The organism is Streptomyces sp. NPDC002125 (assembly GCF_053593715.1).
The window spans coordinates 125,714-148,830 of sequence record NZ_JBSFDD010000007.1 but is presented as its reverse complement, the minus strand read 5'-3'; the positions used below and the strand labels follow the sequence as shown (position 1 = coordinate 148,830).

25 protein-coding genes are annotated in these 23,117 nt (G+C 71.7%); 10 read left to right on the top strand and 15 right to left on the bottom strand.

All coding sequences use genetic code 11. From position 1 onward, the window contains the following. Positions 1 to 148: 148 nt before the first annotated feature. Positions 149 to 1,882 (top strand): PucR family transcriptional regulator, encoded by a 1,734-nt coding sequence (locus ACWCQM_RS14880; protein ID WP_450915694.1) that lies wholly within the window; start codon positions 149 to 151, stop codon positions 1,880 to 1,882. Between the two features lie 192 nt (positions 1,883 to 2,074). After that, a complete protein-coding gene (locus ACWCQM_RS14875; RefSeq protein ID WP_450915693.1) occupies positions 2,075 to 2,860 on the top strand; it encodes a hypothetical protein in 786 nt (261 codons plus the stop codon). A gap of 24 nt (positions 2,861 to 2,884) precedes the next feature. On the opposite strand, the gene ACWCQM_RS14870 is transcribed toward ACWCQM_RS14875, so the two are convergent. Next, positions 2,885 to 3,631, bottom strand: a complete 747-nt coding sequence (locus ACWCQM_RS14870) for a GntR family transcriptional regulator (RefSeq protein ID WP_450915692.1) — start codon at positions 3,629 to 3,631, stop codon at positions 2,885 to 2,887. Between the two features lie 143 nt (positions 3,632 to 3,774). Here ACWCQM_RS14870 and ACWCQM_RS14865 point away from each other — a divergent pair, with 143 nt between their 5' ends. Continuing rightward, the gene (locus tag ACWCQM_RS14865) at positions 3,775 to 4,620 is read left to right on the top strand and encodes a (2Fe-2S)-binding protein (RefSeq protein WP_450915691.1); all 846 of its coding nucleotides are present in this window, start codon (positions 3,775 to 3,777) and stop codon (positions 4,618 to 4,620) included. A gap of 204 nt (positions 4,621 to 4,824) precedes the next feature. Next, positions 4,825 to 5,910, top strand: coding sequence for a DUF2637 domain-containing protein (locus ACWCQM_RS14860; protein WP_450915690.1), 1,086 nt, complete (start codon positions 4,825 to 4,827; stop codon positions 5,908 to 5,910). Between the two features lie 45 nt (positions 5,911 to 5,955). On the opposite strand, the gene ACWCQM_RS14855 is transcribed toward ACWCQM_RS14860, so the two are convergent. Then, complete coding sequence (locus tag ACWCQM_RS14855; protein WP_450915869.1) at positions 5,956 to 6,366, bottom strand: ATP-binding protein; 411 nt, start codon at positions 6,364 to 6,366, stop codon at positions 5,956 to 5,958. 252 nt (positions 6,367 to 6,618) lie between these two features. On the opposite strand from ACWCQM_RS14855, the gene ACWCQM_RS14850 reads away from it, so the two are divergent. Together ACWCQM_RS14850 and ACWCQM_RS14845 are read left to right on the top strand one after the other, a co-directional pair. After that, positions 6,619 to 7,017 (top strand): ribonuclease domain-containing protein, encoded by a 399-nt coding sequence (locus tag ACWCQM_RS14850; protein ID WP_450915689.1) that lies wholly within the window; start codon positions 6,619 to 6,621, stop codon positions 7,015 to 7,017. 95 nt (positions 7,018 to 7,112) lie between these two features. Continuing rightward, a complete protein-coding gene (locus tag ACWCQM_RS14845; protein WP_450915688.1) occupies positions 7,113 to 7,502 on the top strand; it encodes a barstar family protein in 390 nt (129 codons plus the stop codon). A gap of 28 nt (positions 7,503 to 7,530) precedes the next feature. On the opposite strand, the gene ACWCQM_RS14840 is transcribed toward ACWCQM_RS14845, so the two are convergent. Together ACWCQM_RS14840 and ACWCQM_RS14835 are read right to left on the bottom strand one after the other, a co-directional pair. Next, on the bottom strand, positions 7,531 to 9,273 hold the full coding sequence (locus ACWCQM_RS14840; protein ID WP_450915687.1) for a pyruvate dehydrogenase: 1,743 nt from the start codon (positions 9,271 to 9,273) through the stop codon (positions 7,531 to 7,533). A 61-nt stretch (positions 9,274 to 9,334) separates the two neighbouring features. Beyond that, a complete protein-coding gene (locus ACWCQM_RS14835; protein WP_450915686.1) occupies positions 9,335 to 10,756 on the bottom strand; it encodes a protein phosphatase 2C domain-containing protein in 1,422 nt (473 codons plus the stop codon). Positions 10,757 to 11,053: 297 nt separating this feature from the next. Here ACWCQM_RS14835 and ACWCQM_RS14830 point away from each other — a divergent pair, with 297 nt between their 5' ends. Then, entirely contained in the window at positions 11,054 to 12,040 is a 987-nt protein-coding gene (locus tag ACWCQM_RS14830; RefSeq protein WP_450915685.1) for a helix-turn-helix domain-containing protein, read from the top strand. Between the two features lie 79 nt (positions 12,041 to 12,119). Continuing rightward, on the top strand, positions 12,120 to 12,602 hold the full coding sequence (locus tag ACWCQM_RS14825) for a DUF456 domain-containing protein (RefSeq protein WP_450915684.1): 483 nt from the start codon (positions 12,120 to 12,122) through the stop codon (positions 12,600 to 12,602). Between the two features lie 55 nt (positions 12,603 to 12,657). On the opposite strand, the gene rsgA is transcribed toward ACWCQM_RS14825, so the two are convergent. After that, positions 12,658 to 13,818, bottom strand: coding sequence for a ribosome small subunit-dependent GTPase A (gene rsgA, locus ACWCQM_RS14820; protein WP_450915683.1), 1,161 nt, complete (start codon positions 13,816 to 13,818; stop codon positions 12,658 to 12,660). A gap of 316 nt (positions 13,819 to 14,134) precedes the next feature. Between rsgA and ACWCQM_RS14815 the strand changes: the two genes are divergently transcribed. After that, positions 14,135 to 14,632: a DUF5949 family protein gene (locus tag ACWCQM_RS14815; protein ID WP_450915682.1), complete on the top strand. Its 498-nt coding sequence runs from the start codon at positions 14,135 to 14,137 to the stop codon at positions 14,630 to 14,632. Positions 14,633 to 14,708: 76 nt separating this feature from the next. Here the strand turns inward: ACWCQM_RS14815 and ACWCQM_RS14810 are convergent, their stop codons facing one another. From ACWCQM_RS14810 to ACWCQM_RS14785, 6 genes are all read right to left on the bottom strand, one after another. Beyond that, on the bottom strand, positions 14,709 to 15,116 hold the full coding sequence (locus tag ACWCQM_RS14810) for a rodlin (protein WP_450915681.1): 408 nt from the start codon (positions 15,114 to 15,116) through the stop codon (positions 14,709 to 14,711). A gap of 138 nt (positions 15,117 to 15,254) precedes the next feature. Next, positions 15,255 to 15,488, bottom strand: a complete 234-nt coding sequence (locus ACWCQM_RS14805; protein WP_450915680.1) for a hypothetical protein — start codon at positions 15,486 to 15,488, stop codon at positions 15,255 to 15,257. Between the two features lie 267 nt (positions 15,489 to 15,755). Beyond that, the gene (locus ACWCQM_RS14800) at positions 15,756 to 16,166 is read right to left on the bottom strand and encodes a rodlin (RefSeq protein ID WP_450915679.1); all 411 of its coding nucleotides are present in this window, start codon (positions 16,164 to 16,166) and stop codon (positions 15,756 to 15,758) included. A 183-nt stretch (positions 16,167 to 16,349) separates the two neighbouring features. Next, positions 16,350 to 16,649 carry a hypothetical protein gene (locus ACWCQM_RS14795; protein WP_073748503.1) on the bottom strand — a complete coding sequence of 100 codons (300 nt, stop codon included), beginning with the start codon at positions 16,647 to 16,649 and terminating at the stop codon, positions 16,350 to 16,352. A gap of 173 nt (positions 16,650 to 16,822) precedes the next feature. Then, a complete protein-coding gene (locus ACWCQM_RS14790) occupies positions 16,823 to 17,056 on the bottom strand; it encodes a chaplin (RefSeq protein ID WP_450915678.1) in 234 nt (77 codons plus the stop codon). A gap of 222 nt (positions 17,057 to 17,278) precedes the next feature. Next, positions 17,279 to 17,683 carry a rodlin gene (locus ACWCQM_RS14785; protein ID WP_450915677.1) on the bottom strand — a complete coding sequence of 135 codons (405 nt, stop codon included), beginning with the start codon at positions 17,681 to 17,683 and terminating at the stop codon, positions 17,279 to 17,281. A 304-nt stretch (positions 17,684 to 17,987) separates the two neighbouring features. Between ACWCQM_RS14785 and ACWCQM_RS14780 the strand changes: the two genes are divergently transcribed. Further along, a complete protein-coding gene (locus ACWCQM_RS14780; protein ID WP_450915676.1) occupies positions 17,988 to 18,776 on the top strand; it encodes a chaplin in 789 nt (262 codons plus the stop codon). A gap of 131 nt (positions 18,777 to 18,907) precedes the next feature. Here the strand turns inward: ACWCQM_RS14780 and ACWCQM_RS14775 are convergent, their stop codons facing one another. From ACWCQM_RS14775 to ACWCQM_RS14760, 4 genes are all read right to left on the bottom strand, one after another. After that, the gene (locus ACWCQM_RS14775; protein ID WP_450915675.1) at positions 18,908 to 19,366 is read right to left on the bottom strand and encodes a MaoC family dehydratase; all 459 of its coding nucleotides are present in this window, start codon (positions 19,364 to 19,366) and stop codon (positions 18,908 to 18,910) included. A 30-nt stretch (positions 19,367 to 19,396) separates the two neighbouring features. After that, on the bottom strand, positions 19,397 to 20,740 hold the full coding sequence (locus ACWCQM_RS14770; protein WP_450915674.1) for an MFS transporter: 1,344 nt from the start codon (positions 20,738 to 20,740) through the stop codon (positions 19,397 to 19,399). A 139-nt stretch (positions 20,741 to 20,879) separates the two neighbouring features. Next, entirely contained in the window at positions 20,880 to 22,106 is a 1,227-nt protein-coding gene (locus ACWCQM_RS14765; protein WP_450915673.1) for an acetyl-CoA C-acetyltransferase, read from the bottom strand. 115 nt (positions 22,107 to 22,221) lie between these two features. After that, positions 22,222 to 23,112: a LysR family transcriptional regulator gene (locus tag ACWCQM_RS14760; protein WP_450915672.1), complete on the bottom strand. Its 891-nt coding sequence runs from the start codon at positions 23,110 to 23,112 to the stop codon at positions 22,222 to 22,224. Between the last annotated feature and the right edge of the window lie 5 nt (positions 23,113 to 23,117).

Here is a 23,117-nt window from a genome sequence, read left to right as displayed (position 1 = left end):
GTGCAGTCACCGAAACCATGAAGGAATTGGCTGGTCCCCCTCACTGTCTTGTAGATTCGAACGAATGGCGGACAGCGGTAACCTCACCGCAATTCACAGGTGACCTCCGCCGCCCCCTCACCAACGAAAAGATCGGCGGCAATCGACGATGCGGCTGCGCGCACTGCTGGACACCGAGGCGCTGGGTCTGCGGCTGCTCGGCGGCGAGGACGAGCTGGACCGGCCGGTCCGGGGCGTGATGACGACCGACCTGCGCGATCCCAGCCGGTACCTCTCCGGCGGGGAGCTGGTCCTCACGGGGCTGGCCTGGCGCCGGGACGCGTCGGACTCGGAACCCTTCGTCCGGATCCTGGCGAACGCCGGGGTCGCCGGGCTGGCCGCGGGTGAGGCGGAGCTCGGGGCCGTCCCCGACGACATGATCGAGGCGTGTCTGCGGCACCGGCTCCCGCTCTTCGCGGTCGACGAGACCGTGGCGTTCGCGACGATCACCGAACATGTGGTGCGCCAGGTGTCCGGCGAGCGGGCGGGCGACCTCGCCGCCGTCGTCGACCGCCACCGCAGGCTGATGACCTCGGGCCCTGCGGGCGGCGGCCCCGAGGTGGTCCTCGACCTGCTGACCTCCGACCTGGACCTGCGGGCCTGGGTCCTGTCCCCCACGGGCCGGCAGATCGCCGGGGCCGGCGAGCCCCTGCCCCCTCGGGTCGGCGCGGAGCTGGCCGGGCAGCATCTCGCGGCGACCCGCTCCGGCCGGCCCGGCCCGCACCGGGCGGAGGTGGACGGCACGGCCTATTCGCTGTTCCCGGTGCGCCACACCGGCAGGGCCGCCGTGCCCGCCCCGGACCGCGAGACACGCGAGTCCGTGCTCTCGGACTGGCTGCTGGCCGTGGCGGCGGACGCGGGCGACTGGCCCGCCGCCCGGCTGGACCTGCTCCAGGGCGTCACCCAGCTGATCGCGGTCGAGCGGGACCGCCGGGACGCGGCCCGTGCCGTGCGCCGCAGGCTCGCCCAGGAGGTGCTGGAGCTGGTCCAGTCGGGCGCGGCCCCGGCCGAGATCTCGGCGAGACTGCGGGTGGCCGCCCCGGTCCTGCTGCCCGGCCTGGGCACGGCCCCGCACTGGCAGGTCGTGGTGGCCCGGGTCGAGTGGACCGGGGAGTCCGCGGGTCTCCCGGGCGGCCGGGCCGCGCAGGCGCTGCTGGAGGAGATCCTGGTCGACCCCGCGGTGACGGGCCCGGAATCGGCCGACCGTATCGCCGTGGCGCACACGGGCGAGGAGGCGGTCGCCCTCGTGCCGCTGAGCGCGCTCCCCCCGGCGGACTCCGCCGACGCGGACGCGCCGGAGCGCGCCGGAGCCGGGGAGGACGCCGGTGCGGCGGAGCGGCAGGACGCCGCGCTGCACGCCGACGCCCTGCTCGACAGCGTCCGCGCGCCGCTCTCCGCGGGCCTCGCGGACGACGGCCGCCTGACACTGGGTGTCAGCGCCGCCGTGCATTCCGCCGAGGGGCTCCGGGGCGCGCTGGAGGAGGCGCGGCACGCCCGGCGGGTGGCCGCCGCCCGGCCCGGACCGGTCTGCGCCGCCGGGCACCACGAGCTCGCCTCGCACGTCCTGCTGCTGCCCTTCGTCCCGGACGATGTGCGCCGCGCCTTCACCGCGCGGCTCCTCGACCCGCTGCGGGAGTACGACCGGCGGCACCGCGCGGAGCTGATCGAGACGCTCGAGGCGTTCCTGGACTGCGACGGCTCCTGGACCCGCTGCGCGGCCCGGCTGCACCTGCACGTCAACACACTGCGCTACCGCGTCGGACGTATCGAGCAGTTGACGGGGCGTGACCTTTCGCGGCTGGAGGACAAGCTCGACTTCTTCCTGGCCCTGCGCATGAGCTGATTTCCCGGGACTCCCGCGCCACCCCCGGGTTCCAGGTGATTGTGAAATCTTTCACCTGACATCGATCCGACCCCTTGGCCCGGCGTGCCATTCCGTGCTGAGATGCGCGCAGACCCAGGCCGACCGTCACTCGCAGATCGGCCTCCACAGCTCGATGGCGCGCTCGGGGAGGGCAACGTGGCGCATACCGCCATGTCTGGTTCCGGAACGACAGAAGATGACGATCCTCCGCTCCAGACCGCGGTATGGCGGCTGCGCTCACGCGCCTGCTGGACGGACGCCGCAGCGCTGCTCGAACCGCACGCGGCCACCGACCACGCCGCAGCCCTCCAGCGGACCTCGCTGCTGACGGAACGGTGCCTGTACACCGGCGCCGGCTGGACCGACGCCGAGGACGCGCTGCGCACCGCCGAGGCGCTCGCCCACGACGACTCCGAGCGCGGGGCCGCCGCGTGCGAGCGCGGCTATCTCGCGTACGCCTCCACCCTGCTCGGGGCGCGCGACCGGGCGGACGAGGCGAGCGTGGCCCTCAGCAGGGCCGCGGCCCTGCTCTCCCCCTCGGCTCCCGGCCGCCCGCTGCTGGACTTCCGCCGGGGCCTGATCGCCCAGAACATCGCCGATTCCCCGCAGTCCGCCCGCGCCGCCTACCGCAGGGCGCACGCCGGGGCCACCGCCCGGGGTGACGAGCTGCTGCTCTCGTTCACCTGGCGCCATCTCGCCTCGCTCGCCCTGCGCGAGGGCGAGGTCGCCGAGGCCCGGCACGGCTTCGCCGAGTCGCTGCGGATAAGGGAGGAGCTCGGCTATCTCGTCGGTACGGCGCCGGCGCTCATCTCGCTCGCGGACGCCGAGACGGAGCCCGAGGCGGCGGCCCGGCTGCGCGCGGAGGCGGGACGGCTGTTCCGGCTGCTCGGCGGCGTACCGACCTGGCTCGCTCCCCGGCTGGAGCCGCCGGACCCGGGGACGGCCGAGGCGAACTGACCGGGGCGGGGGCGCGGGGAGCGCTCAGGCCTCAGCGGCGTCGAAGTGCTCGCGCACGAGGGTCTGGGCCACCGTGAGGTCCCGGGCGATCAGCGCGTCCAGCAGGGCGGTGTGCTGCGAGGCGTCGGCGAGCAGGTCCGCGCCGCCGCTTCCCGGGCCGCCGGCCGGCGGCCACTGGGAGCGGCGGTGAAGCTCGTCGGCGACCGCCACGAGCTGCTGGTTGCCGGAGAGCGCGAGGACGGCACGGTGGAAGGCGCGGTCGCTCTCCGCGTACCCCGCCCGGTCGCCCACCGCCGCGGCCGCGACGGTGGCGTCGGCCAGCGGGCGCAGCGCGCACCAGCCGGCCGCCGGGACGGTCCTGGCGAGCCGCAGCATGACGGGGATCTCGAGCAGGGCCCGCACCTCGGCGAGCTCCGCCAGCTCCCGGGGTGCCCGCTCGCTGATCCGGAAGCCCCTGTTCGGCACGGTCTCGACGGCGCCCTCGGCGGCCAGCTGCTGCATCGCCTCGCGCACCGGCGTCGCGGACACCCCGAAGCGGGCGCCGAGCGCCGGGGCGGAGTAGACCTGTCCCGGGGCCAGCTCGCCGCCGACGAGCGCGGCGCGCAGGGCGTCGAGGATCTGGCCGCGCACGGAGTGCCGCTGGACCACCCGCGGCGCGGGCGGCTCGCAGTGGGTGTGCTCGCCGCGCGCCTGTTCGGGCACGCGGATGTCGGACGGGGTGCCCGCGGACGCGTACGGCCGCGCGGTCTCACGCGCTCTGCCCTGCTCCACCGGAACCTCCTCGCACTGGCGGGCCGACTCGCGTGCGCCGGGCCCCTTGTGCACGATAGGCGGAGCGGGCCTCAGTTCAAACACCGATCACTTCGGGTAAGGTAAGGCTTACCTGCAAAAGATCGTGATTCGGTGGTCCCCGTATGACCGTGCCCGCTCTGCTCGCCGCCACCGCCCCGTCCCCGCTGACGGCGGCGTACGCGCGTCTGGCCGAGGTCTTCCCCGGCCTGCGCGCCGAGGTGCTCGCCGATGGCACCGCCGCGCCCTCGGGCGCCGGGTGGGTCGGCGCCGCGGAGCTCGCCGCGGGCGGCGCGGAGCTGGACGACTTCCTGGCCTGGGACGAGGCGCAGGTGCTGCGGGACTACGGCACGCGGGCCCGCCCGGACGTGGTGGCGAGCTTCGGGCTCCACCGTTACGCGTGGCCCGCCTGCCTCCTGGTGACCCTGCCGTGGTTCACCCACCGCCGGGTGCCGAGGGTCCCCGTGGCGGACGTGGCGTTCCACCGGGGCCTGGGCCGTCTCGCCCTCCGGGTGAGCGAGTTCGCCTGCCTGCCGGACGACCCGGCGGCCACGCTGCCGGGCGCCCGCGTCGTCCCCGACGAGGCCGCGCTGCGGGCCGAGGTCCTCGACGCCGTGGCGCAGCACATCGGCCCGGTGCTGGACGGTTTCCGGCCGCGCATGCGGCGCGGGAAGCGCGCCCTGTGGGGCATGGCGACGGACGAGATCGTCGAGGGCCTCTGGTACATCGCGCATCTGCTCGGCGAGGAGAACCGGGCGATGAGGGAGCTCGAACTCCTGCTCCCGGGCACCACCAAGCCGTACGTCGGCACCGCGGGCTTCCGCGAACTGACCGGCCCCGACGGCGAATCGCTGCCGACGCGCGACCGGGCCAGCTGCTGCATGTTCTACACGCTGCGCCCCGAGGACACCTGTGTCACCTGCCCGCGCACGTGCGACGCCGACCGTGTCCGGAAGCTGGCCGCCGCCTGATCCTCGCGGCGGCTCACACCACCCGGCCGGGCGACCGGAATTCGAACGCAACTGGACTTCCCCCCATGGGCGTTCGAGAAGATTCCGCCCATCGATGAGCGCCGTCACCCCAATGGCGTTCACTTGCCCCGAAACCCCCTGAGCGGCACGGTATTTCCGCCACGATGGCGCCCGAAACGCCCTACGTGACGCAAGGGACCGCGCATGAGACTGACCGACATATCGCTTGACTGGCTGCTTCCGGGCGCCGTGCTGCTCGTGGGAGTCATGGCGGCGGTGACGGTGGTCGCGCGCGGCAGGCGCGCCGCTGAGAAGGCCGCGGCCGACGACAGCTGGGAACGCAGCGAGGAGCGCCGCAGGCGCAAGGAGGCGCTCTACGCCACCGCCTCCTACGTCCTGCTGTTCTGCTGCGCCGCGGTTGCCGCCGCACTCTCCTTCCACGGGCTCGTCGGCTTCGGCCGGCAGAACCTCAGCCTCTCCGGGGGCTGGGAGTACCTCGTGCCGTTCGGCCTCGACGGGGCCGCCATGTTCTGTTCGGTGCTCGCGGTGCGCGAGGCCAGCCACGGCGACGCCGCGCTGGGCTCCCGGCTGCTGGTGTGGACGTTCGCCGGCGCCGCCGCCTGGTTCAACTGGGTGCACGCGCCGCGCGGCATGGACCACGCGGGCGCCCCGCACTTCTTCGCGGGGATGTCGCTCTCGGCGGCCGTGCTGTTCGACCGCGCGCTGAAGCAGACCCGCCGTGCGGCACTGCGCGAGCAGGGCCTGGTGCCCCGCCCGCTGCCGCAGATCCGCATCGTCCGGTGGCTGCGTGCCCCCAGGGAGACCTTCGGCGCCTGGTCGCTGATGCTCCTGGAGGGCGTACGCACCCTGGACGAGGCTGTGGACGAGGTACGCGAGGACCGCCGCGAGAAGGAACAGGACCGGCACCGCCGGAAGGACCAGGCCAAGCTGGACCGGGCTCACATCAAGGCCCTGAACCGGCAGAACCGCGTCTGGACGCGCGGTGGCCGCACCGATCGCCGGGTGGACGTCCAGGCCATCGCCCCGGCATCGGGCGGCGGCCCTCCGGCCGTCGCGGAGCCTGCCATAACAGAGCCGGGACAACTGCCACTTCGCCCTCGGCCATCCCTGCAAGCCGTCAACGGCTCGAACTCCAGGAGCACTTCGGGACAGACCACGAGCGGTGACCCCGCGACCGTCGACCTCACCGCCGAGGACGACACCCAGGCCCTGCCCCGGCTCGATTCGCTGGAGCAGAAACTCAAGGATCTGGAGCAGCAGTTCGGCTGAGCCTCCGGGCTCCGGGCCCCGGGCCCGATCCCAGGACTCCGGGCCTCAGGGCCTCCTGCCGTGCAGCTCGAACCAGACCACCTTGCCCAGCGCCTGAGTCGTGACTCCCCAGGAGTCCGCCAGGCTCTGGACGAGGAGCAGTCCCCTGCCGTGCGTACCGTCGTCGGCGTTCGGTACGTACGGCGCGGGCTCCTGCCCCGCCACGAAGTCGCGCACCTCCACCCGTAATCGTGCGGGTGCGGAGGTCACGGTGACCACGGCGCCGTTCCTCGTGTGGATCAGCGCGTTCGTCACCAGTTCGCTGAGGAGGAGCTCCGCGATCTCGGTCTCCTCCGGGCGCCCCCGGTGGCGCAGGAACTCCCGCAGGTCGCTGCGTATGTTCCCCACACCCGACAGGTCGGTGTGCCCGAGTCTGCGGTGCAGTCGCACCGGCGTTCTCTCCTGCCGCATCGTCATGTCCCCCGTACGCACGATGAATCGGTCTCCTTCGGTCCCGGTCCGTTCCGTCAGGTCTCGAACGCTCACACGCAATGCATGCCCCACCGGGGAGCCGTCACGCTTTTCCAGGCGTCAACATATGAACGGACGGCCACGCAACCCCGGCCGGACGACAGGGGCGTTACATCTTCCTACTCACGGTTAACTTCCGAAAAATTCACACGAGTTGGCGTTGACGGATGGGGATCTACGCGCGTCATCATAGGGGTCATGCGAATCCCCCCACGGATCACCACGCTCGGCGGCGTCGCCGCCCTCCTGTCCGTACTCCTCGTCGGCGGCCCGGTCACCGCCTCGGCGGCGAGCCTCCCCTCGGCCGCCGCCGTCGGCAGCGTCTGCTACTCCGCGCTGCCGTCCCAGGCCCATGACACGCTCGACCTCATCGAGTCGGGCGGGCCGTTCCCCTACGACCAGGACGGCACCGTCTTCCAGAACCGGGAAGCTCTGCTGCCGAGCCAGAAAACGGGCTACTACCACGAGTACACGGTCATCACGCCCGGCTCCTCGGACCGGGGCGCCCGCCGGATCGTGACGGGTGAGGCGGTCGAGGAGGACTACTACACCGCGGACCACTACGAGTCCTTCGACCTGGTCGACCACGACTGCTGATCCGCACCCCCCGGTCCGGTCCGCGCCGTAGTCCCCCACCTGCGGCGCGGACCCTCGGACCGGCGGCCTGGAGACCGCGCTTGTACGCTCCACGCATGACCGTGACCTATGTGATCGACGGCTCGGGGATCACCGGCCTGGAGAGCTTCTGGGACGCGATCGGCGAGGCGGTGAACGGCCCCGGCGGCTACTTCGGCCGCGGTCTAGACGCCTTCGCGGACTGCCTGAGCGGCGGTTTCGGCACCCCGGACGACGGCTCGTTCGTCATCGAGTGGCGCGACCACGCCCGCTCCGCCCGCGCCCTGGGGCACGAGGAGACCGCCCGCCGGCTGGAACGTCTGCTCCCCCGCGCGCACCCCACCAACCGGGCCCGCCTGGAACGGGAACTGGCCGAGGCGCGGGCCGGGCGCGGCCCGACGCTCTTCGACCAGCTGGTCGGGATCATCACGGAACGGACGGCACCCGGCACCCTGCGCCTGGGCTGAACTCCCGGGCGTACGGCTCGTCTTCCTCTCAGGGACGCGGCACGTTGCGGAGGTTGGAGCGGGCCATCTGGAGCATCCTGCCGACCCCGCCGTCCAGGACGATCTTGCTGGCGGAGAGCGCGAAGCCGGTGACCATGTCGGCGCTGATCTTCGGCGGGATGGAGAGGGCGTTCGGGTCGGTGACCACATCGACGAGCGCGGGCCCCTTGTGCCGGAAGGCGTCCTTGAGCGCGCCCTCCAGCTGCTTGGGCTTCTCCACACGCACGCCGTAGGCCCCACTGGCCCGGGCGATGGCGGCGAAGTCGGGGTTCTTGTTGGTCGTGCCGAACGACGGCAGCCCGGCCACCAGCATCTCCAGCTCGACCATGCCGAGCGAGGAGTTGTTGAAGAGGACGACCTTCACCGGCAGGTTGTACTGGACGAGCGTGAGGAAGTCACCCATCAGCATGGTGAATCCGCCGTCGCCGGACATCGACACGACCTGGCGGTTCCGGTCGGTGAACTGGGCGCCGATCGCCTGCGGCAGCGCGTTGGCCATCGAGCCGTGGCTGAACGAACCGATCACCCGGCGGCGGCCGTTGGGCGTGAGATAGCGGGCCGCCCACACATTGCACATGCCGGTGTCCACCGTGAACACCGCCTCCTTGTCGGCCAGTTCGTCCAGGACCGAGGCGACGTACTCCGGATGGATCGGGACGTGCTTCTCGACCTTGCGGGTGTAGGCCTTGACCACGCCCTCCAGGGCGTCGGCGTGCTTCTTGAGCATCCGGTCGAGGAACTTCCGGTCGGTCTTGGCCTTCACCCGCGGGGTCAGGGCACGCAGCGTCTCGCGTACGTCGCCCCAGACCGCCAGGTCGAGCTTGGACCGGCGGCCCAGGTGCTCGGGGCGCACATCGACCTGGACGATCCGGACATCGGTGGGGAGGAAGGCGTTGTACGGGAAGTCGGTGCCCAGCAGGATCAGCAGGTCGCACTCGTTGGTCGCCTCGTAGGCGGCGCCGTAGCCGAGCAGCCCGCTCATGCCGACGTCGTAGGGGTTGTCGTACTGGATCCACTCCTTGCCGCGCAGCGCGTGGCCGACCGGGGCCTTCACCCGCTCGGCCAGCTCCATCACCTCGGCGTGGGCGCCCGCCGTTCCGCTCCCGCAGAACAGCGTCACCCGTTTGGCCTCGTCGATCATCCGGCAGAGCTTCTCGATCTCCTCGTCGCCGGGCTTCACCGAGGGCCGCGAGGTGACCAGCGCGTGCTCGATCGACTTCTCCGGGGCGGGCTGCGAGGCGATGTCACCCGGCATCGACACGACGCTGACGCCGCCTCGGCCGATCGCGTGCTGGATCGCCGTCTGGAGCAGACGCGGCATCTGCTGCGGGTTGGAGATCATCTCGTTGTAGTGGCTGCACTCCTGGAAGAGCAGCTCGGGATGGGTCTCCTGGAAGTAGCCGAGGCCGATCTCGCTCGACGGGATGTGCGAGGCGAGGGCGAGGACCGGGGCCATCGAGCGGTGGGCGTCGTACAGGCCGTTGATGAGGTGGAGATTGCCGGGGCCGCAGGACCCGGCGCAGGCGGCGAGGGTGCCGGTGATCTGCGCCTCGGCACCCGCCGCGAACGCGGCCGTCTCCTCGTGCCTGACCTGGATCCACTCGACGGCGGAGTTGCGCCGGACCGCGTCCACCACGGGGTTGAGGCTGTCGCCGACAACGCCGTACAGCCGCTTGACCCCCGCCCGCACGAGGATGTCGACGAACTGTTCCGACACGTTCTGCTTGGCCATGGGTGCGCACCCTCTCTGCCTCCGGCTGCCCCCGCACTCCATCAACCCATGGCCCGCGCCGTTACGCCTCCCAGACCGCCGCGCTGGTGCGGTCGTCGGCGTACCCCTTGGTCCGGAGCTGGGTGTCGGCCAGATAGGCGGCCAGCCCCGGCGGGCCCCCGCTCGTCCAGCGCCGGGCCAGTTCTTCCGCGAGCGCCGGCTCGCCGCGCATCGGTTCGGCCAGGCCGTTCCCGCAGAGCAGCAGCGTGTCCCCCGGCCGGGCGACGGAGGCGCGGAAGCGGAAGGGCTCGGCGGGCGGTCGCGGCGGGTCCTCGGCGTACGGGGACGGGGGCGTGGCGATCTGCAGATCCATCGTCAGCCGGTCCCCGCCGGGGGTCGCCTCGCTCGCCCCGCCGCCCGCCACCGGGAGCTCCGGGTCGAGGTCCTGCCAGGCGCCGTCGCGCAGCCGGAAGAGGCCGCCGGGTCCGATGCCGAAGAAGACCCGGGTGCGGCACTCCGGGTCGGCGGACAGCAGCAGGCAGCGCAGGCCCGCGCTGTAGGCGGAGGGTTCGAGGCCCAGCTCGGCGGCGCGGGCACGCAGCTTGCCGTACGTACGGTCGGTGAGGCGGTGCAGACCCGATTTCAGGTCGCCCCTGCGTCCCGCCCGTATGTCGTCGGAGAGCCGGGCGTGGCTGCGGGCGACCGATCCGCCGATCCAGCGACAGGCGTCGGCGGCGGCGAGGTGGGCCTGTTCCCCGCCCCGGGCTCCTCCGGCCACGGCGACCAGGACCAGGGCCGCGTCCCCGGCGCCGAAGCGCGCGGTGAGCAGGGCGTCGCGGCGGGGCTCGCCGCGAAAGCGCGCGGAGTCCCCGCGCACGGAGGCGGCCCGCAGGGTGCAGGTCCCGTAGCGGGCGCCGTCGAGGACGGTGTCGGGGACGAGCGCGTCGAGGTCGTCGGGCCCCGAGGCGGGCAGGGCGACGGGCTCCGCGTCGTAGGTCGGCGGCCGGTCCCCGATGTGCCCGGCCACGGGACGCGCGGGCGGTGCCGGGGGCTCCGATGGGGCGGCTGCGGGCGGTTCGGCCGGCGCCTCGGGGGGCGGGGGCGGAGCCGGGGGCCGTACGGCGAAGGTCTGCGGCCGGGGAGGCGGCCCGTCGGGCGCCTCCCAGGGCGCACGCCCGAACGAGACGGTGCGCGGGGGACTCGAAGGCCCGGGCGGCTCCGGCGGGGCTCCCTCCGGGTCCGGCGCGGGCGGCTGCGGCGCGCGGCCCGGAGGCCGGGGCGCGGCGGCCTGCGTATCCGGCAGGCGCGGGTCGGGCAGGGGGACCACCGTGACCGGGTGGTCACCGTGCTCCTCCGCCTCGCCCACGGCGACCGACGCCGAGTCGAAACGGTCGTCGAGACTGTCGGCCGCGCCGCTCGGGCCGGTGTCCGGCGCGGTCTCGTCGTACAGCCGGCGCCACCACTCGTCCTCGTGGGCGGCGGGCCTCTCCCCCTGCTGGCTCATGCCCATATTGTCGACCGCTCGGGGCGTACGAAACCGGGTCATCCCGAAAGTGGCGCGGAAGTGGGACCCGCCGAGCGTCCCCACCCCCCACGGGAAGGTCGCCCGGCGGGCCGGTCTGTGAGATCAGCCCACCGCCTGCGGGGCGGGTGGTACTGCGGTGCCGCCAGACTGTCAGAGGGGCCGGTGTCACGGGGCATGATGACCTCGGCGGGTTTACGCCGTGGCCGGTTCCCGCCAGGTCGCACCCCGCCCGACGGGCGCGGGAACGTGCGAGAACCGATCCGGGGAGGGCCGAGGATGCTGTCAGCGATAGGTCTCGACGAGAGACAGGAGGCGGCCTACAGGGCGCTGGTCGCGGCCGGGGCCGCGGAACTCCCCGATCTCGCGAGACGGCTGGCCCAGCCGGAGGCGGACACGGAACGCGCCCTGCGCAGGCTGGAACAGCAGGGGCTCGTGGCCCAGTCCTCGTCACGGGCGGACCGCTGGGTCGCCGCGCCGCCCGGGGTCGCGCTGGGCGCGCTGCTCACCCAGCAGCGCCACGAGCTGGAACAGGCGGAGCTGGCGTCCGCGCTGCTCGCCGAGGAGTACAGGGCCGAGGCGGCCGAGCCCGCCGCGCACGACCTGGTGGAGGTGGTGACGGGGGCGAGCGCGGTGTCCCACCGGTTCCACCAGCTGCAACTGGGCGCCACGACGGAGGTCTGCGCGCTGGTCACGGGGAAGCCGATCGCGGTCAGCGGACTGGAGAACGAGTCCGAGGAGCGGGCGGCCATGCGGGGCGTCTCGTACCGCGTGGTCGTCGAGCGGGACGTGCTGTCGCTGCCGTCCGGCATCGTCGAGCTGTCGGCGGCGCTGGGCCGTGACGAGCAGTGCCGGGTGGTGGACAGGGTGCCGACGAAGCTGGTGGTCGCCGACGCGTCGCTCGCCATGGTGCCGCTGACCGGCCGCGGGGCCGAACCCGCGGCGCTGGTCATCCATGCCAGTGGGCTGCTGGAGTCCCTGATGGGCCTCTTCGAGGCGGTGTGGCGGGACGCGATGCCGCTGCGGCTGGGCGGGGACGGCATCAGGGAGGAGAACGGCCCGGGGCCCGATCCGACCGATCTGGAGATCCTCTCGCTGCTGCTGGCCGGTCTGACGGACGCGAGCGTGGCGAAACAGCTGGATCTGGGCCTGCGGACCGTGCAGCGGCGGGTGAAGGGGCTCATGGAGCTCACCGGGGTGACCACCCGGCTACAGCTGGGATGGCACGCGTACGAACGCGGATGGGTGGCCCGCGCCCCACGCTGACCCCCCTCGGCCGTCGCTCCGGGCCCGTCGGGCCCCGCGCTGACGGGCGGGACCCCGCGGACTCCGGCACGCTGGTCGAATGAGTGTGTGGCAGCTCGTCGCCGTCGGGGCTCTGATGCTGCTCGGCCTGGTGGGAGTGCTGGTGCCGGGCGTCCCCGGGCAGGCGATCGTCTGGGCGGCGGTGCTCTGGTGGGCGCTGACGGACCCGACGCCGGTCGCCTGGGCCGTGCTGATCGGCTCGACGTGTCTGCTGCTGCTGAACCAGGCCCTGAAGGCCCTCATGCCCGCGCGGCGCCCCCATGAGTCGGGTGCGCCGCGCAAGACACTGATGGCGGGCGGGCTCGCGGCCATCGCCGGGTTCTTCGTGGTCCCGGTGGTGGGCGGAATCCTGGGTTACGTGGGCGCGGTCTACGGCGCCGAGCGTCTTCGTCTGGGCAGCCGGGCGGCCGGCCTGGCCTCGCTCAAGTCCGTGATGCGGGCGACGGGCTACTCGGTGCTCCTGGAGCTGTTCAGCTGTCTGCTGGTGGTGGGGGCATGGCTGGGAGCGGTCATCTGGGGCTGAGGTACGGGAGTGCCGGGGCGGCTGCCGCCCCGGCACTCCCGTACCGCTTCGCCCCTTACCGGGTGCGGCCCCGCTTCAGCTCCATGGCCGCCTTGCCCTCCGCGCCCCTGCGCTTCCACTCACGCAGGGTCTCGGAGCGCAGCCGGGCATCGGTCTTGGCCGCGATGCGGTGGTTCTCCCTGAGCAGCTTGCGGTAGCTGTCCAGGCGCCGCTCGGCCAGCGACCCGTCCTCGATCGCGCCGAGCACGGCACAGCCGGGCTCGGCCTCGTGGGCGCAGTCGTGGAAGCGGCACCGCTGTGCGAGGTCCTCGATCTCGGAGAAGACCTGGCCGACGCCCGCCTCCGCGTCGAAGAGGCCGACCCCGCGCAGCCCGGGGGTGTCGATGAGCACGCCACCGCCCGGCAGCACGAGGAGGTTGCGGGTGGTGGTGGTGTGCCGGCCCTTGCCGTCCACGTCACGCGCGGCCCGCACGTCCATCACGTCCTGGCCGAGGAGCGTGTTGGCGAGGGTCGACTTCCCGGCCCCCGAGGTCCCGAGCAGCACACTCGTACCGCCGCCGATGATCGCGCCGAACACGTCGACGCCCTCCCCGGTGGCGGAGCTGACGGGCAGCACCTGCACCCCGGGGGCGACGCGCTCGATGTCCTCGACGAGATGGGACAGGGTGACGGGGTCCGGGACGAGGTCGGCCTTGGTGAGCAGCACGACGGTGTGCGCCTCGTACCGCTCGGCCTGTGTCCCGTCGCCGAGCAGAGCGGCCCCCGCGGTGCTGGACATGGCCAGCGCGAGGAACCGTTCCAGCCGTCCGAGGTCCAGCTCCACGGCGAGCGATACACAGATGACGATGTGGTCGATGTTGGTGGCGAGCACCTGGCCCTCGGAGCGCTGCGACGACGTCGAGCGGACGAAGGCGGTGCGCCGCGGCAGGAGCGTACGGACGAACTGCGGGTCGCCGTCGGGGTCGACGGCCACCCAGTCACCGGTGCAGACGATCCGCATCGGGTCGCGGGGCACGACGAACGCGGTGTCCGCCCTGAGGGTGCCGCGCGGGGTGACCACGTCGCACTGCCCGCGGTCCACCCGGACCACCCGCCCCGGCAGGAGTCCCTGCGCGGCGTACGGCGCGAAGTCGGCGGCCCAGTCGTCGTCCCAGCCGTACGGGGTCAGCGGGTGCGACGAGGTGGAAGAAGAAAGCGGAGGAACGGGGAGAGACAAGGGAGACCCTTCACAAGGGCGGCCCCGGCAACGCGCGTTCGGGCGCGGAGAGAGAAGGTCGAAGTCAGCCGGTGGCCACGGGGGTGGGAGTGATGCGCTTCGTGTGGGCAGCGCCCATCGCAACGACAGTCATCAATGTCCTCACCTCCTGGCTCCTCGAACTCCGCACACAGTAGCCGGGGGGCTCCCCGCGACGTCAACAGGTTTTCCGGCGAGAGCGCACGACCAGGCGGTTTGCCCTGACTTGAGGTAAATACTCCACGATCAGGTGATACGTGTGCACATCGACCGGTCTCAGGCCGTTAGGGTGCCGGACATGACCTCACCCAATTCCGCCACCCTCCCTTACTCACCAGCCCAGTTGGGCACCCAGATCCTGATCGCGTGGAGTGGCTCCAACCCCGGCGAACCCGAGACCGCCTTCCTGCTCGCCTACTCACTGGGCGACGGACCCGACGGACCCGAGGCCGGAGAGCAGGCCATGCACACGGCCCTGGAGCGCAGCGGACTGCGGGTGGGCGGCGAGACGCTGGACGCGACGTCGATGCCGAACTTCCCGGTGAAGCTTCTCGTCCAGGCCGGGCAGGCCGTGCTGACGCTGCCGCACTTCAAGGCGCAGTACACCGTTCCGCCCCAGTGGCTGACCGCCGCGCGCGACGCGGGCACGGTGCACGGGATGTTCGCCACCCGGCCGTGGCCCGCCGCCGTACCCGGGCAGCCGGTCGGCGAGGAGCAGCTGCGCGCCTTCGTGGGCGACCCGGAGGTCATCGGGACCTCGGCCCACTGCCTCCTGCCCGTGCGCAGCCTGGGCTGACCGTCCGGGCCCATGGCGATGCCCACCACCCCCCGTGGAGTGGTGGGCATCGTCGTGTCCGCGGTGCCTAGCGACGTCAGTTGTTGCCGACGCCGTTGCCCGAGAGAACCGGGATGTCGTTCAGGATGTGCGACAGCGGCTCGTCCCCCTTGGCCTGGGTGGAGTTGTCCGCGCACTGCTGGTTCTGCGGGTTGGACAGGACGTTGACGTCCTGGACCGCGATCGGAATGGCACCGATCAGCGAACCCACGTTGGCCTTGACCGGCAGGGCGATGCAGGGCTTGTTCAGCGAGCCCTGGACCAGGCTGAGCTGCGGGCTCTGGTCGCCCCTGGTCTCGCTGTTGCCGAACTCCGACTCGGCGCCGTTGCCGTTGCTCGTCGTCGTGCCGCGGTCGTTGCCGATCGCCATGGCCGTGGGGGCCGCAGCGGCGGACAGACCGATCAGGGACACGGCAACGGCGGCGCCGGCCATCATCTTCTTCATCACGCTTCACCTTTCGGAGCGTCCCGTTGTGGAACGTACTGATAACCCCAAACGGAGGGTTCGGTTCCGCTACACCACTCGAACGGGTTGAATCCCAATTCGAGGCCGGAACGCCGTGCCCCGCGCCCCTGCCTGGCGTTATCCGCCGGCGCCGCTCGCACCGCCCTCGCCGCCCGCCGTACGAGCCGCCGGGACGAAGGCGCCGGCGCGGCGAGGGGCGGCAGCGGGCCCGAGCTCGGTCCCCCCCGGGTGACGCACGGCCTCGCGCCGGGCGGCCTCGCGCCATTCGGCGAGCAGCCGGTCGTAGATGGGTGTGGAACTCTCCGGCAGCCGGTCGCCGCCGGGCGGGTGGTAACTGTCGTACGGGTCCATGAGGGGCCCCTACCCGGCCGCGCGGAGCGCGTCGGCCACGGATGGGGCAACCGGCCCAATTTCCGCACTATCGGGCTACCCGACCGGTCGGCCGGGGTCTCGTACCGGACGCGGACAGAGCTGTGGGGCCAGCGCGTCCGGGCTCCAGACCGACGGTCGGTCGCCCCATGGACGGACTGGCCCCACATGTCCTCACGGACTATGACGAGGCGGGAAACGATGCGCCCTGGCCGGGGATGGGCCCAGGGATGCCGGATTCGCGCGCTGTCAGTTGTTGCCCGCGCCGTTGGCCGAGAGGATCGGGATGTCGTTCAGGATGTGCGACAGCGCCTCGTCCCCCTTGGCCTGGGTGGAGTTCTCGGTGCACTGCTGGTTCTGCGGCGAGGACAGGACGTTGATGTCCTGGACCGAGATCGGGATGAGCCCGAGGAGCGAGCCGACGTTGGCCTTCGCGGGCAGCGCGATGCAGGGCTTGTTGAACGAGCCCTGGATGAGACCGATCTGCGGGCTCATGTCGCCGTGCGTGCTGCTGTTGCCGTAGTACTGCTCGGAACCGTTGCCGTTGGACGTCGTCGTGCCGTGGTCGTTGCCGACCGCCATGGCCGAGGGGGCCGCGGCGGCGGAAACACCGGCGACGGAGGCGGCGACTGCCGCCGACGCCAGAATCTTCTTCATCATGAACGTGCCCTTCTGGTTTTTCTGTTGCCCGCCTGTCCGGAAGCATTCTGATCAACTCCGCACAGCGGGGTTCGGTTGCGCCGTTTCACTCGAACGATTTCCCGTTCCGGCGGTATCGAGCGGTCCGGGAAAATGCCCGGTGAATTGAGCGCCCCCGATGTGGAACCGGTGCTCCGCGGCGGATCAGCCGCCCAGCGGAAGTCCGCCCAGGAGCGGGGCCGCCGAGTCGGCCACCTCGGCCACCGCGTCCGCAGACCTGCTGACCGTGCCGTCCTCGCGCACCGCGCCGGCGGTCTGGCCCACCGCGTCCACCACGGGGTTCACCACCCGGTCGGGGACCTGCGGCACGGTGGAGGTCAGCTCGTTCATCCCGCCGGTGAGGCTGATGCTCGGAGCGGTGGGAGTGGCGGCGTGGGCGGGAGCGGTCGCTCCGAGAGCGGCGACGGAACCCGCCACGACGGCGAAAGCTTTCGCGTACTTCACTTCTCAAGTCCCTTCCTCGGCGGCGTTCGCCGCCTTTGTACGGGACAACGATCAAGCGGCACAGGGGGAAACTGCACGTACGGGATCTGCACGGAAACAGCGAAAAGGCCCTGGAGCAGGACGTGCGCTCCAGGGCCCTCTCATGACGAACCGTCGGCTCGACCGGAAAAACGTCAGTCGTTGATGCAGACGTTGCCGAACGCCGGGTTCAGCAGGCCGATGACGTTGATGGTGTTGCCGCAGACGTTCACCGGGATGTGGATCGGAACCTGAACGACATTGCCGGACAGGACACCCGGGGAGTGGGCGGCAACGGCCTCGGCGCCGGAGTCGGCCATGGCCGGGGCAGCGGCACCCAGCGCCATGAGGGTTCCGGCGGCGACGGCGGCGGCCTTGGTGTACTTCACTTTTGGTCCCTTTCTGCAGTGGAGTCCTGAGCGGTCACGTCTTTCGTGCCGCACGAGCGATTCGATGAATTCGCTCGTGACTCCCGAGCTGTAATCCGTAACGATTGACGGGCGAAGACGAAACGCTATGGGACTGGTTTCTCTGAAATCCGCCCGAATGGTGCAGGCCCGGGCCGCGCGATGGAGGAGTGTCGGCGGCCCGGACCGGTCCTGGCAGCCAGGTCAGCTGTTGCCGGCGCCGTTGCCCGAGAGAACCGGGATGTCCGACAGGATGTGCGACAGCGGCTCGTCACCCTTGGCCTGGGTGGAGTTGTCGGTGCACTGCTGGTTCTGCGGGTTGGACAGGACGTTGATGTCCTGGACCGCGACGGCGGCGAGGAGGCCGACGAGCGCACCGGCGTTGGCCTTGACCGGCAGGGCGACGCAGGGCTTGTTCAGCGAACCCTGCACCAGGCTGAGCTGCGGGCTCTGGTCACCCCTGGTCTCGCTGTTGCCGAACTCCTGCTCGGCACCGTTGCCGTTGATCGACGTGGTGCCGGTGTCGTCACCGATCGCCATGGCGCTCGTCGCCGAGAGACCGAGGATGGAGGCGGCGACGGCGCCGGTGGCCAGAACCTTCTTGATCACGATGAACCCTTCTCGTACCGATTGCCCCGCGACGGAGCGCACTGATCAACTCACCGACGGCCGTTTGGTTGCCCCCGGCGGCGCGCGTTCACCCGAATGCCGGATCAGATCGCCACCGGTGCACGAACACACGTGCGTGACCCTTTCGGGTGGTTACATAATTTCCACGAACCTTCAAGTTTCCCCCGCATGGCCCGGCTCGTTACGGATTCGTCCGCGTCGATGGAATGACTTCCATCAGGGGCCCCGCCCAGCGCGAATTCCCGGAGAAGGGCATGTAATGCGACAGGTTCTGAATAAAAGCATGATCGTCATGGCAGCGGCCTCGGGCATCCTGTCCGCTGCCGGCGGCTACGCGCACGCCGATTCCTCGGCCGACGGTGTCGCCGCGAACTCGCCGGGCGTCGGCTCGGGCAACGCCGTACAGGTCCCGGTGCACGTCCCGGTCAACCTCTGCGGCAACACCGTCAATGTGATCGCCCTCCTGAACCCGGCCTTCGGGAACTCCTGCGCGAACGTCAGCTCGCACGACAGCCACGGTGGTGGCCACGGTGGCGGGTACGGCGACGAGCACGGCGGCAGCCAGGGCGGCGGGCACGGCCACAACGGCTCCGGCGCCGGCGCGGACGGCGCGGCCGTCGGCTCCCCCGGTGTCCTCTCCGGCAACCTCGCCCAGGTTCCGGTGGACGTCCCCGTGAACGCTTGCGGCAACAGCATCGACGTCGTCGGTGCGCTGAACCCGGCGTTCGGCAACTCCTGCGTCAACGACAGCGGTTACGACCACGGCCACCCGCCGGTGGATCCGCCCGTGGAGCCGCCGGTGGAGCCCCCGGTGGAGCCCCCGACCGAGGAGCCTCCGACGGTCACCCCGCCGAGCGAGGAGCCCCCCACCGAGGAGCCTCCGACGGTCACCCCGCCGACCTCGAAGCCTCCCGTGGACGAGCCGCCGGCCGGCAACCCCGGTCCGAACACGCCCGGCACGCAGCTGGCCGAGACGGGTGCCGGTGGCATGGGCCTGGCCGCCGGCGCGAGCGCGGGGCTGCTGCTGGGAGGCGCGGTGCTGATGCGCCGCACCCGCGGTTCGCGCAACTAGTCCCGTACGCACGCAGGGGCCGTCCCGCAGCGTGGATGCTGTGCTTCACGTACAACGTGGGGGCACTATGCGAAAAGGCGCCCGCCCGGGAGTTCCGGGCGGGCGCCTTTCGCGCGGGTACCGCAGGGGTCCTACGGATAGAAGTGCGTCAGCGACTCGGCGACACAGGCCGGCTTGTCGGAGCCCTCCAGCTCGAAGGTGAAGCCCCGTGTCATCTGTACGCCGCCCCGGGCGACCTCGGTCACCCCGGTGACGATGGCGTGCAGGCGCACGCGGCTGCCGACGGGGACGGGGGCGGGGTAACGGACCCGGTTGACCCCGTAGTTGAGCGCGCGCCCCACACCGCTCACCTGGAGCAGTTCGCCGAACATCGGGATGCCCCAGCTCAGGACCATGTAGCCGTGGGCGATGGTGCGTCCGTACGGGCCGGCGGCGGCGCGCTCGACATCGGTGTGGATCCACTGGTGGTCGCCGGAGACGAACGCGTAGGCGTCGATGAGTTCCTGGGTGACCTCCTTCCACTCCGAGCGGCCGAGGTCGCGCCCGCCGAGGGCGAGGATCTCCGGGATGCCGTGCGCGGTCAGCGGCATGGCGGTACTCCGTTCTGCGGGTGCGGGCGGTCAGGCGGTGACGGGCGCGGTGCGGGGCGCGGCGACCGGCTCGGCGGCCTGCTCGTCGTGGTTGGGGCGCTTCAGCAGGAGGAGCATGCAGCCCAGGGTCAGCGCGACCTGGAAGACGGCGTAGGCGATGACGGCGGTGATGGAGCCGGTCCTGTTGAGCAGGAACTGGCCGATGATCGGGGTGGTGCCGCCGAGCAGGGTGCCGCAGAGCTGGTAGCAGAGCGAGATGCCGGTGTAGCGCAGGTGGGCCGGGAAGCGGCTGGCGAGCATGCCGGCGAGCGCCGCGTAGTAGAGGCAGTGCGGGATCGTGGCGACGGAGACACCGAGCATCGCGAGGCCGTAGTTCTCGGTGTTGATGAGGACGAACATCACCGGCATCAGGATCAGTTCCGGCACCAGCATCACGAGCACGGCGCGGGACCAGCTCTTCATCTTCGTGGCGATGACGGCGCCGAAGGGCTGGACGATGATCTGGGTGATGTTGGCGACCAGGATGATCGTCAGGAACGAGCTGCGGTCGAAGTCCAGCGAGGTGGTGGCCCAGGACAGGGCGAACGTCGACTTGAAGTACGTCGCGGACAGACCGATGGTGCAGGCGCCGATGCCGAGGACGATCAGCATGGGGTGGCTGCGGAGGACCTCGGTCAGCGGGAGCTTGACGACTTCCTTCTTCTCGATGATCTTGGCCATGGCCGGGGACTCCGCGACCTTCAGGCGGACGAGCAGGCCGACCATGACGAGCGCGGCGGAGGCGAGGAAGGGCACGCGCCAGCCCCAGGAGACGAAGGCGTCGTCGGGCAGCTGGCTGATGGCGAGGAAGCTCACCGTGGAGAGGGTGTTGCCGACGGGCGAGCCCTGCTGGGCGAACGCGCCGTACAGCACCGACTTGCCCTTGGGGGCGTGCTCGGAGGCGATCAGGACGGAGCCGCCCCATTCACCGCCGAGGCCGATGCCCTGGATCATGCGGATGCAGACCAGCAGGATCGGGGCGGCGATGCCGATGGAGGCGTAGCCGGGCAGCAGGCCGATCGCCGTGGTCGAGATGCCCATCATCAGCAGGGTGATGACGAGGGTCTTCTTGCGGCCGAGGCGGTCGCCGTAGTGGCCGAAGATGATGCCGCCGAGGGGGCGGGCGAGGAAGCCGACCCAGAAGGTGGCGAAGGCGACCAGGGTGCCTATGGGGCCTTCGAGTTCCGGGAAGAACACCTTGTCGAAGACGAGCGCTGCCGCGGTTCCGTAGATGTAGAAGTCGAACCACTCGATGGTCGAGCCGATGAAGGCTCCGAAACCTGCGCGGTTGGCGGCTTTTGTTCGCTCGCGTGCGGATGCGGTGGTCGCACTCATGGTGGCTCCCGTGAACTTCGTCGATCAAGCGGATGGGGACACGGCGGACCCGGCGTCGCCCGAGACGCCTTGGGTCGCGTGGTGGAGAGGGGACGGAAAAGGGGGGACGGAGAGGGATGTCGAGGGGGACGGACTCCGGTCAGGCGGCGATGCGTTCGAAGACCGCGGCAAGGCCCTGGCCGCCGCCGATACACATGGTCTCCAGGCCGTAGCGGGCCTCGCTGCGGTGCATCTCACGGCTGAGCGTGGCCAGGATGCGGGCACCGGTGGCGCCGACCGGGTGGCCGAGCGAGACACCGGAGCCGTTGATGTTGATCCGCTGCTCGTGGTCCTTCTCGCCCAGGCCGAGTTCGCGGGTGCAGGCCAGTACCTGGGCGGCGAAGGCCTCGTTGATCTCGATCAGGTCGAGGTCGGCGAGGGTGAGTCCGGCGCGGCCGAGGGCCGCGTGGGTGGCCGGGACGGGGCCGATGCCCATCGTCGCGGCGGGGACACCCGCGCGGGCGAAGGAGACGAGGCGGACGAGCGGGGTGAGCCCGAGCCGTTCGGCGGTGGCCGCGCTGGTGACCAGGCAGGCGGCGGCGGCGTCGTTCTGGCCGCTCGCATTGCCCGCGGTGACGGTGGCCTCGGGGTCGGTCCTCGCCATGATGGGCCGCAGCGCGGCGAGCTGCTCGGCGGTGGTGTCCGGGCGGGGGTGCTCGTCGGCCGAGACGACCGTCTCGCCCTTGCGGGTGCGCACAGTGACCGGAACGGTCTCCGCGTCATACCGCCCTTCCGCCACGGCGCGGGCGGTGCGGGCCTGCGAGCGCAGGGCGAGGGCGTCCTGGTCGGCGCGGCTGATCGCGTACGCCCTGCGGAGGTTCTCCGCGGTCTCGATCATGCCGCCGGGTACGGGGTGGTGGACGCCGCCCGCGGTGACCCGGCCCCTGGCCAGCGAGTCGTGGAGCTGGAGGCCGGGGCCCTTGATGCCCCAGCGTCCGTCGTGCGTGTAGTACGGCGCGGCGCTCATCACGTCGACGCCTCCGGCGATGACGACGTCGCTGAACCCGGCGCGGATCTGCATGGCGGCGTCGAGGACGGCCTGGAGGCCGGAGCCGCAGCGCCGGTCGGTCTGGACGCCGGTGACGGTGTCGGGGAGTCCGGCGTCCAGGGCGGCGACGCGGCCGATCGCGGGCGCCTCGGAGGAGGGGTAGGCGTGCCCGAGGATCACCTCGTCCACCCGGTCGGGATCGATGCCCGTACGGGCGACGACCTCGGCGATGACGCGTGCGGCGAGCGCGGCGGGCGTCTGCTGGGCGAACGCGCCGCCGAAACGCCCGATGGGTGTGCGCAGCGGCTCGCAGATGACGACATCGGTCTGGTCGGGCACGGCGGAACACCTTTCGGCGGGTTCGGGTGTGTGGGGCGACCTTCGCACTGGACCACTGAGTCGGTCCAATATCGAGTTCCCCCACATTCAAGACGCCTGGCGTCTCAATCCGGCCTCAGGGGGTCGGCAAGGCGTCCTCGGCGACCGCGAGCACGGCACGCAGCGCCGCCGAGGGGTTGTCCGCCCGCCAGGCCAGCGCCGCCTGGCGCCGTATGGGCGGGCCCGCGAGGGAGCGGTAGACCAGCCCGTTCTGCTGGATGTGGCGGACCGAGGAGACCGTGAGCGTGACACCGACGCCGGCGGCGACGAGGGCCAGGATCGTGTACGAGTCGGGCGCCTCCTGCACCACGCGCGGGTTGAAGCCGGTGGCCTCGCAGGCCTGGACCATCGCGTCGCGCACCGTGGAGCCGGCGTTCGCCGGGAAGGAGACGAAGGGTTCGTCGGCGAGGACGCCGATCGGGATGCTCTCCAGGCGGGCGAGCCGGTGGTCGGAGGGCAGCGCGCAGAGGAGCTCCTCCTCGTCGATCACCCGGTAGTCCACCCCGGGCTGGGTGACGGGGAGCCGGACGAAGCCCAGGTCGAGCGAGCCGTCGGCGACCCGGGACAGGGCGACATTGGCGTACGTCTGGCCCTTCATGACCAGTTCGAGCGCGGGGTGGGCGGCGCGCACGGCCCGGGTCAGCAGGGGCAGCGTCTCGTGGCTGGAGGCGCCCGCGAAGCCGATCGTGACCCTGCCGTACTCCCCGCGCCCGGCGGCCTTGGCGGCCCGTACCGCCGTGTCCAGGTTGTCGAGCACGGTCCGTACGGGTTCGAGGAAGGACTCCCCCGCGCTGGTCAGCCGCACCGAGCGGGTGTTGCGCTCGAAGAGCTGGACGCCGAGCTCCTTCTCCAGCTGGCGGATCTGCTGGCTGAGCGGGGGCTGTGCCATCTGCAGCCGCTTGGCGGCGCGGCCGAAGTGCAGCTCCTCGGCGACGGCGGTGAAGGCGGTCAGATGACGCAGCTCCATCGGGT

Excerpts from the sequence above, each read along its gene's own strand:
- ACWCQM_RS14880 (WP_450915694.1), top strand. The coding sequence starts at position 149 with ATGCGGCTGCGCGCACTGCTGGACACCGAGGCGCTGGGTCTGCGGCTG.
- ACWCQM_RS14875 (WP_450915693.1), top strand. The coding sequence starts at position 2,075 with ATGTCTGGTTCCGGAACGACAGAAGATGACGATCCTCCGCTCCAGACC.
- ACWCQM_RS14865 (WP_450915691.1), top strand. The coding sequence starts at position 3,775 with ATGACCGTGCCCGCTCTGCTCGCCGCCACCGCCCCGTCCCCGCTGACG.
- ACWCQM_RS14860 (WP_450915690.1), top strand. The coding sequence starts at position 4,825 with ATGAGACTGACCGACATATCGCTTGACTGGCTGCTTCCGGGCGCCGTG.
- ACWCQM_RS14855 (WP_450915869.1), bottom strand. The coding sequence starts at position 6,366 with ATGACGATGCGGCAGGAGAGAACGCCGGTGCGACTGCACCGCAGACTC.
- ACWCQM_RS14850 (WP_450915689.1), top strand. The coding sequence starts at position 6,619 with ATGCGAATCCCCCCACGGATCACCACGCTCGGCGGCGTCGCCGCCCTC.
- ACWCQM_RS14845 (WP_450915688.1), top strand. The coding sequence starts at position 7,113 with ATGACCGTGACCTATGTGATCGACGGCTCGGGGATCACCGGCCTGGAG.
- ACWCQM_RS14840 (WP_450915687.1), bottom strand. The coding sequence starts at position 9,273 with ATGGCCAAGCAGAACGTGTCGGAACAGTTCGTCGACATCCTCGTGCGG.
- ACWCQM_RS14835 (WP_450915686.1), bottom strand. The coding sequence starts at position 10,756 with ATGAGCCAGCAGGGGGAGAGGCCCGCCGCCCACGAGGACGAGTGGTGG.
- ACWCQM_RS14830 (WP_450915685.1), top strand. The coding sequence starts at position 11,054 with ATGCTGTCAGCGATAGGTCTCGACGAGAGACAGGAGGCGGCCTACAGG.
- ACWCQM_RS14825 (WP_450915684.1), top strand. The coding sequence starts at position 12,120 with ATGAGTGTGTGGCAGCTCGTCGCCGTCGGGGCTCTGATGCTGCTCGGC.
- ACWCQM_RS14815 (WP_450915682.1), top strand. The coding sequence starts at position 14,135 with ATGACCTCACCCAATTCCGCCACCCTCCCTTACTCACCAGCCCAGTTG.
- ACWCQM_RS14810 (WP_450915681.1), bottom strand. The coding sequence starts at position 15,116 with ATGAAGAAGATGATGGCCGGCGCCGCCGTTGCCGTGTCCCTGATCGGT.
- ACWCQM_RS14805 (WP_450915680.1), bottom strand. The coding sequence starts at position 15,488 with ATGGACCCGTACGACAGTTACCACCCGCCCGGCGGCGACCGGCTGCCG.
- ACWCQM_RS14800 (WP_450915679.1), bottom strand. The coding sequence starts at position 16,166 with ATGATGAAGAAGATTCTGGCGTCGGCGGCAGTCGCCGCCTCCGTCGCC.
- ACWCQM_RS14780 (WP_450915676.1), top strand. The coding sequence starts at position 17,988 with ATGATCGTCATGGCAGCGGCCTCGGGCATCCTGTCCGCTGCCGGCGGC.
- ACWCQM_RS14775 (WP_450915675.1), bottom strand. The coding sequence starts at position 19,366 with ATGCCGCTGACCGCGCACGGCATCCCGGAGATCCTCGCCCTCGGCGGG.
- ACWCQM_RS14770 (WP_450915674.1), bottom strand. The coding sequence starts at position 20,740 with ATGAGTGCGACCACCGCATCCGCACGCGAGCGAACAAAAGCCGCCAAC.
- ACWCQM_RS14760 (WP_450915672.1), bottom strand. The coding sequence starts at position 23,112 with ATGGAGCTGCGTCATCTGACCGCCTTCACCGCCGTCGCCGAGGAGCTG.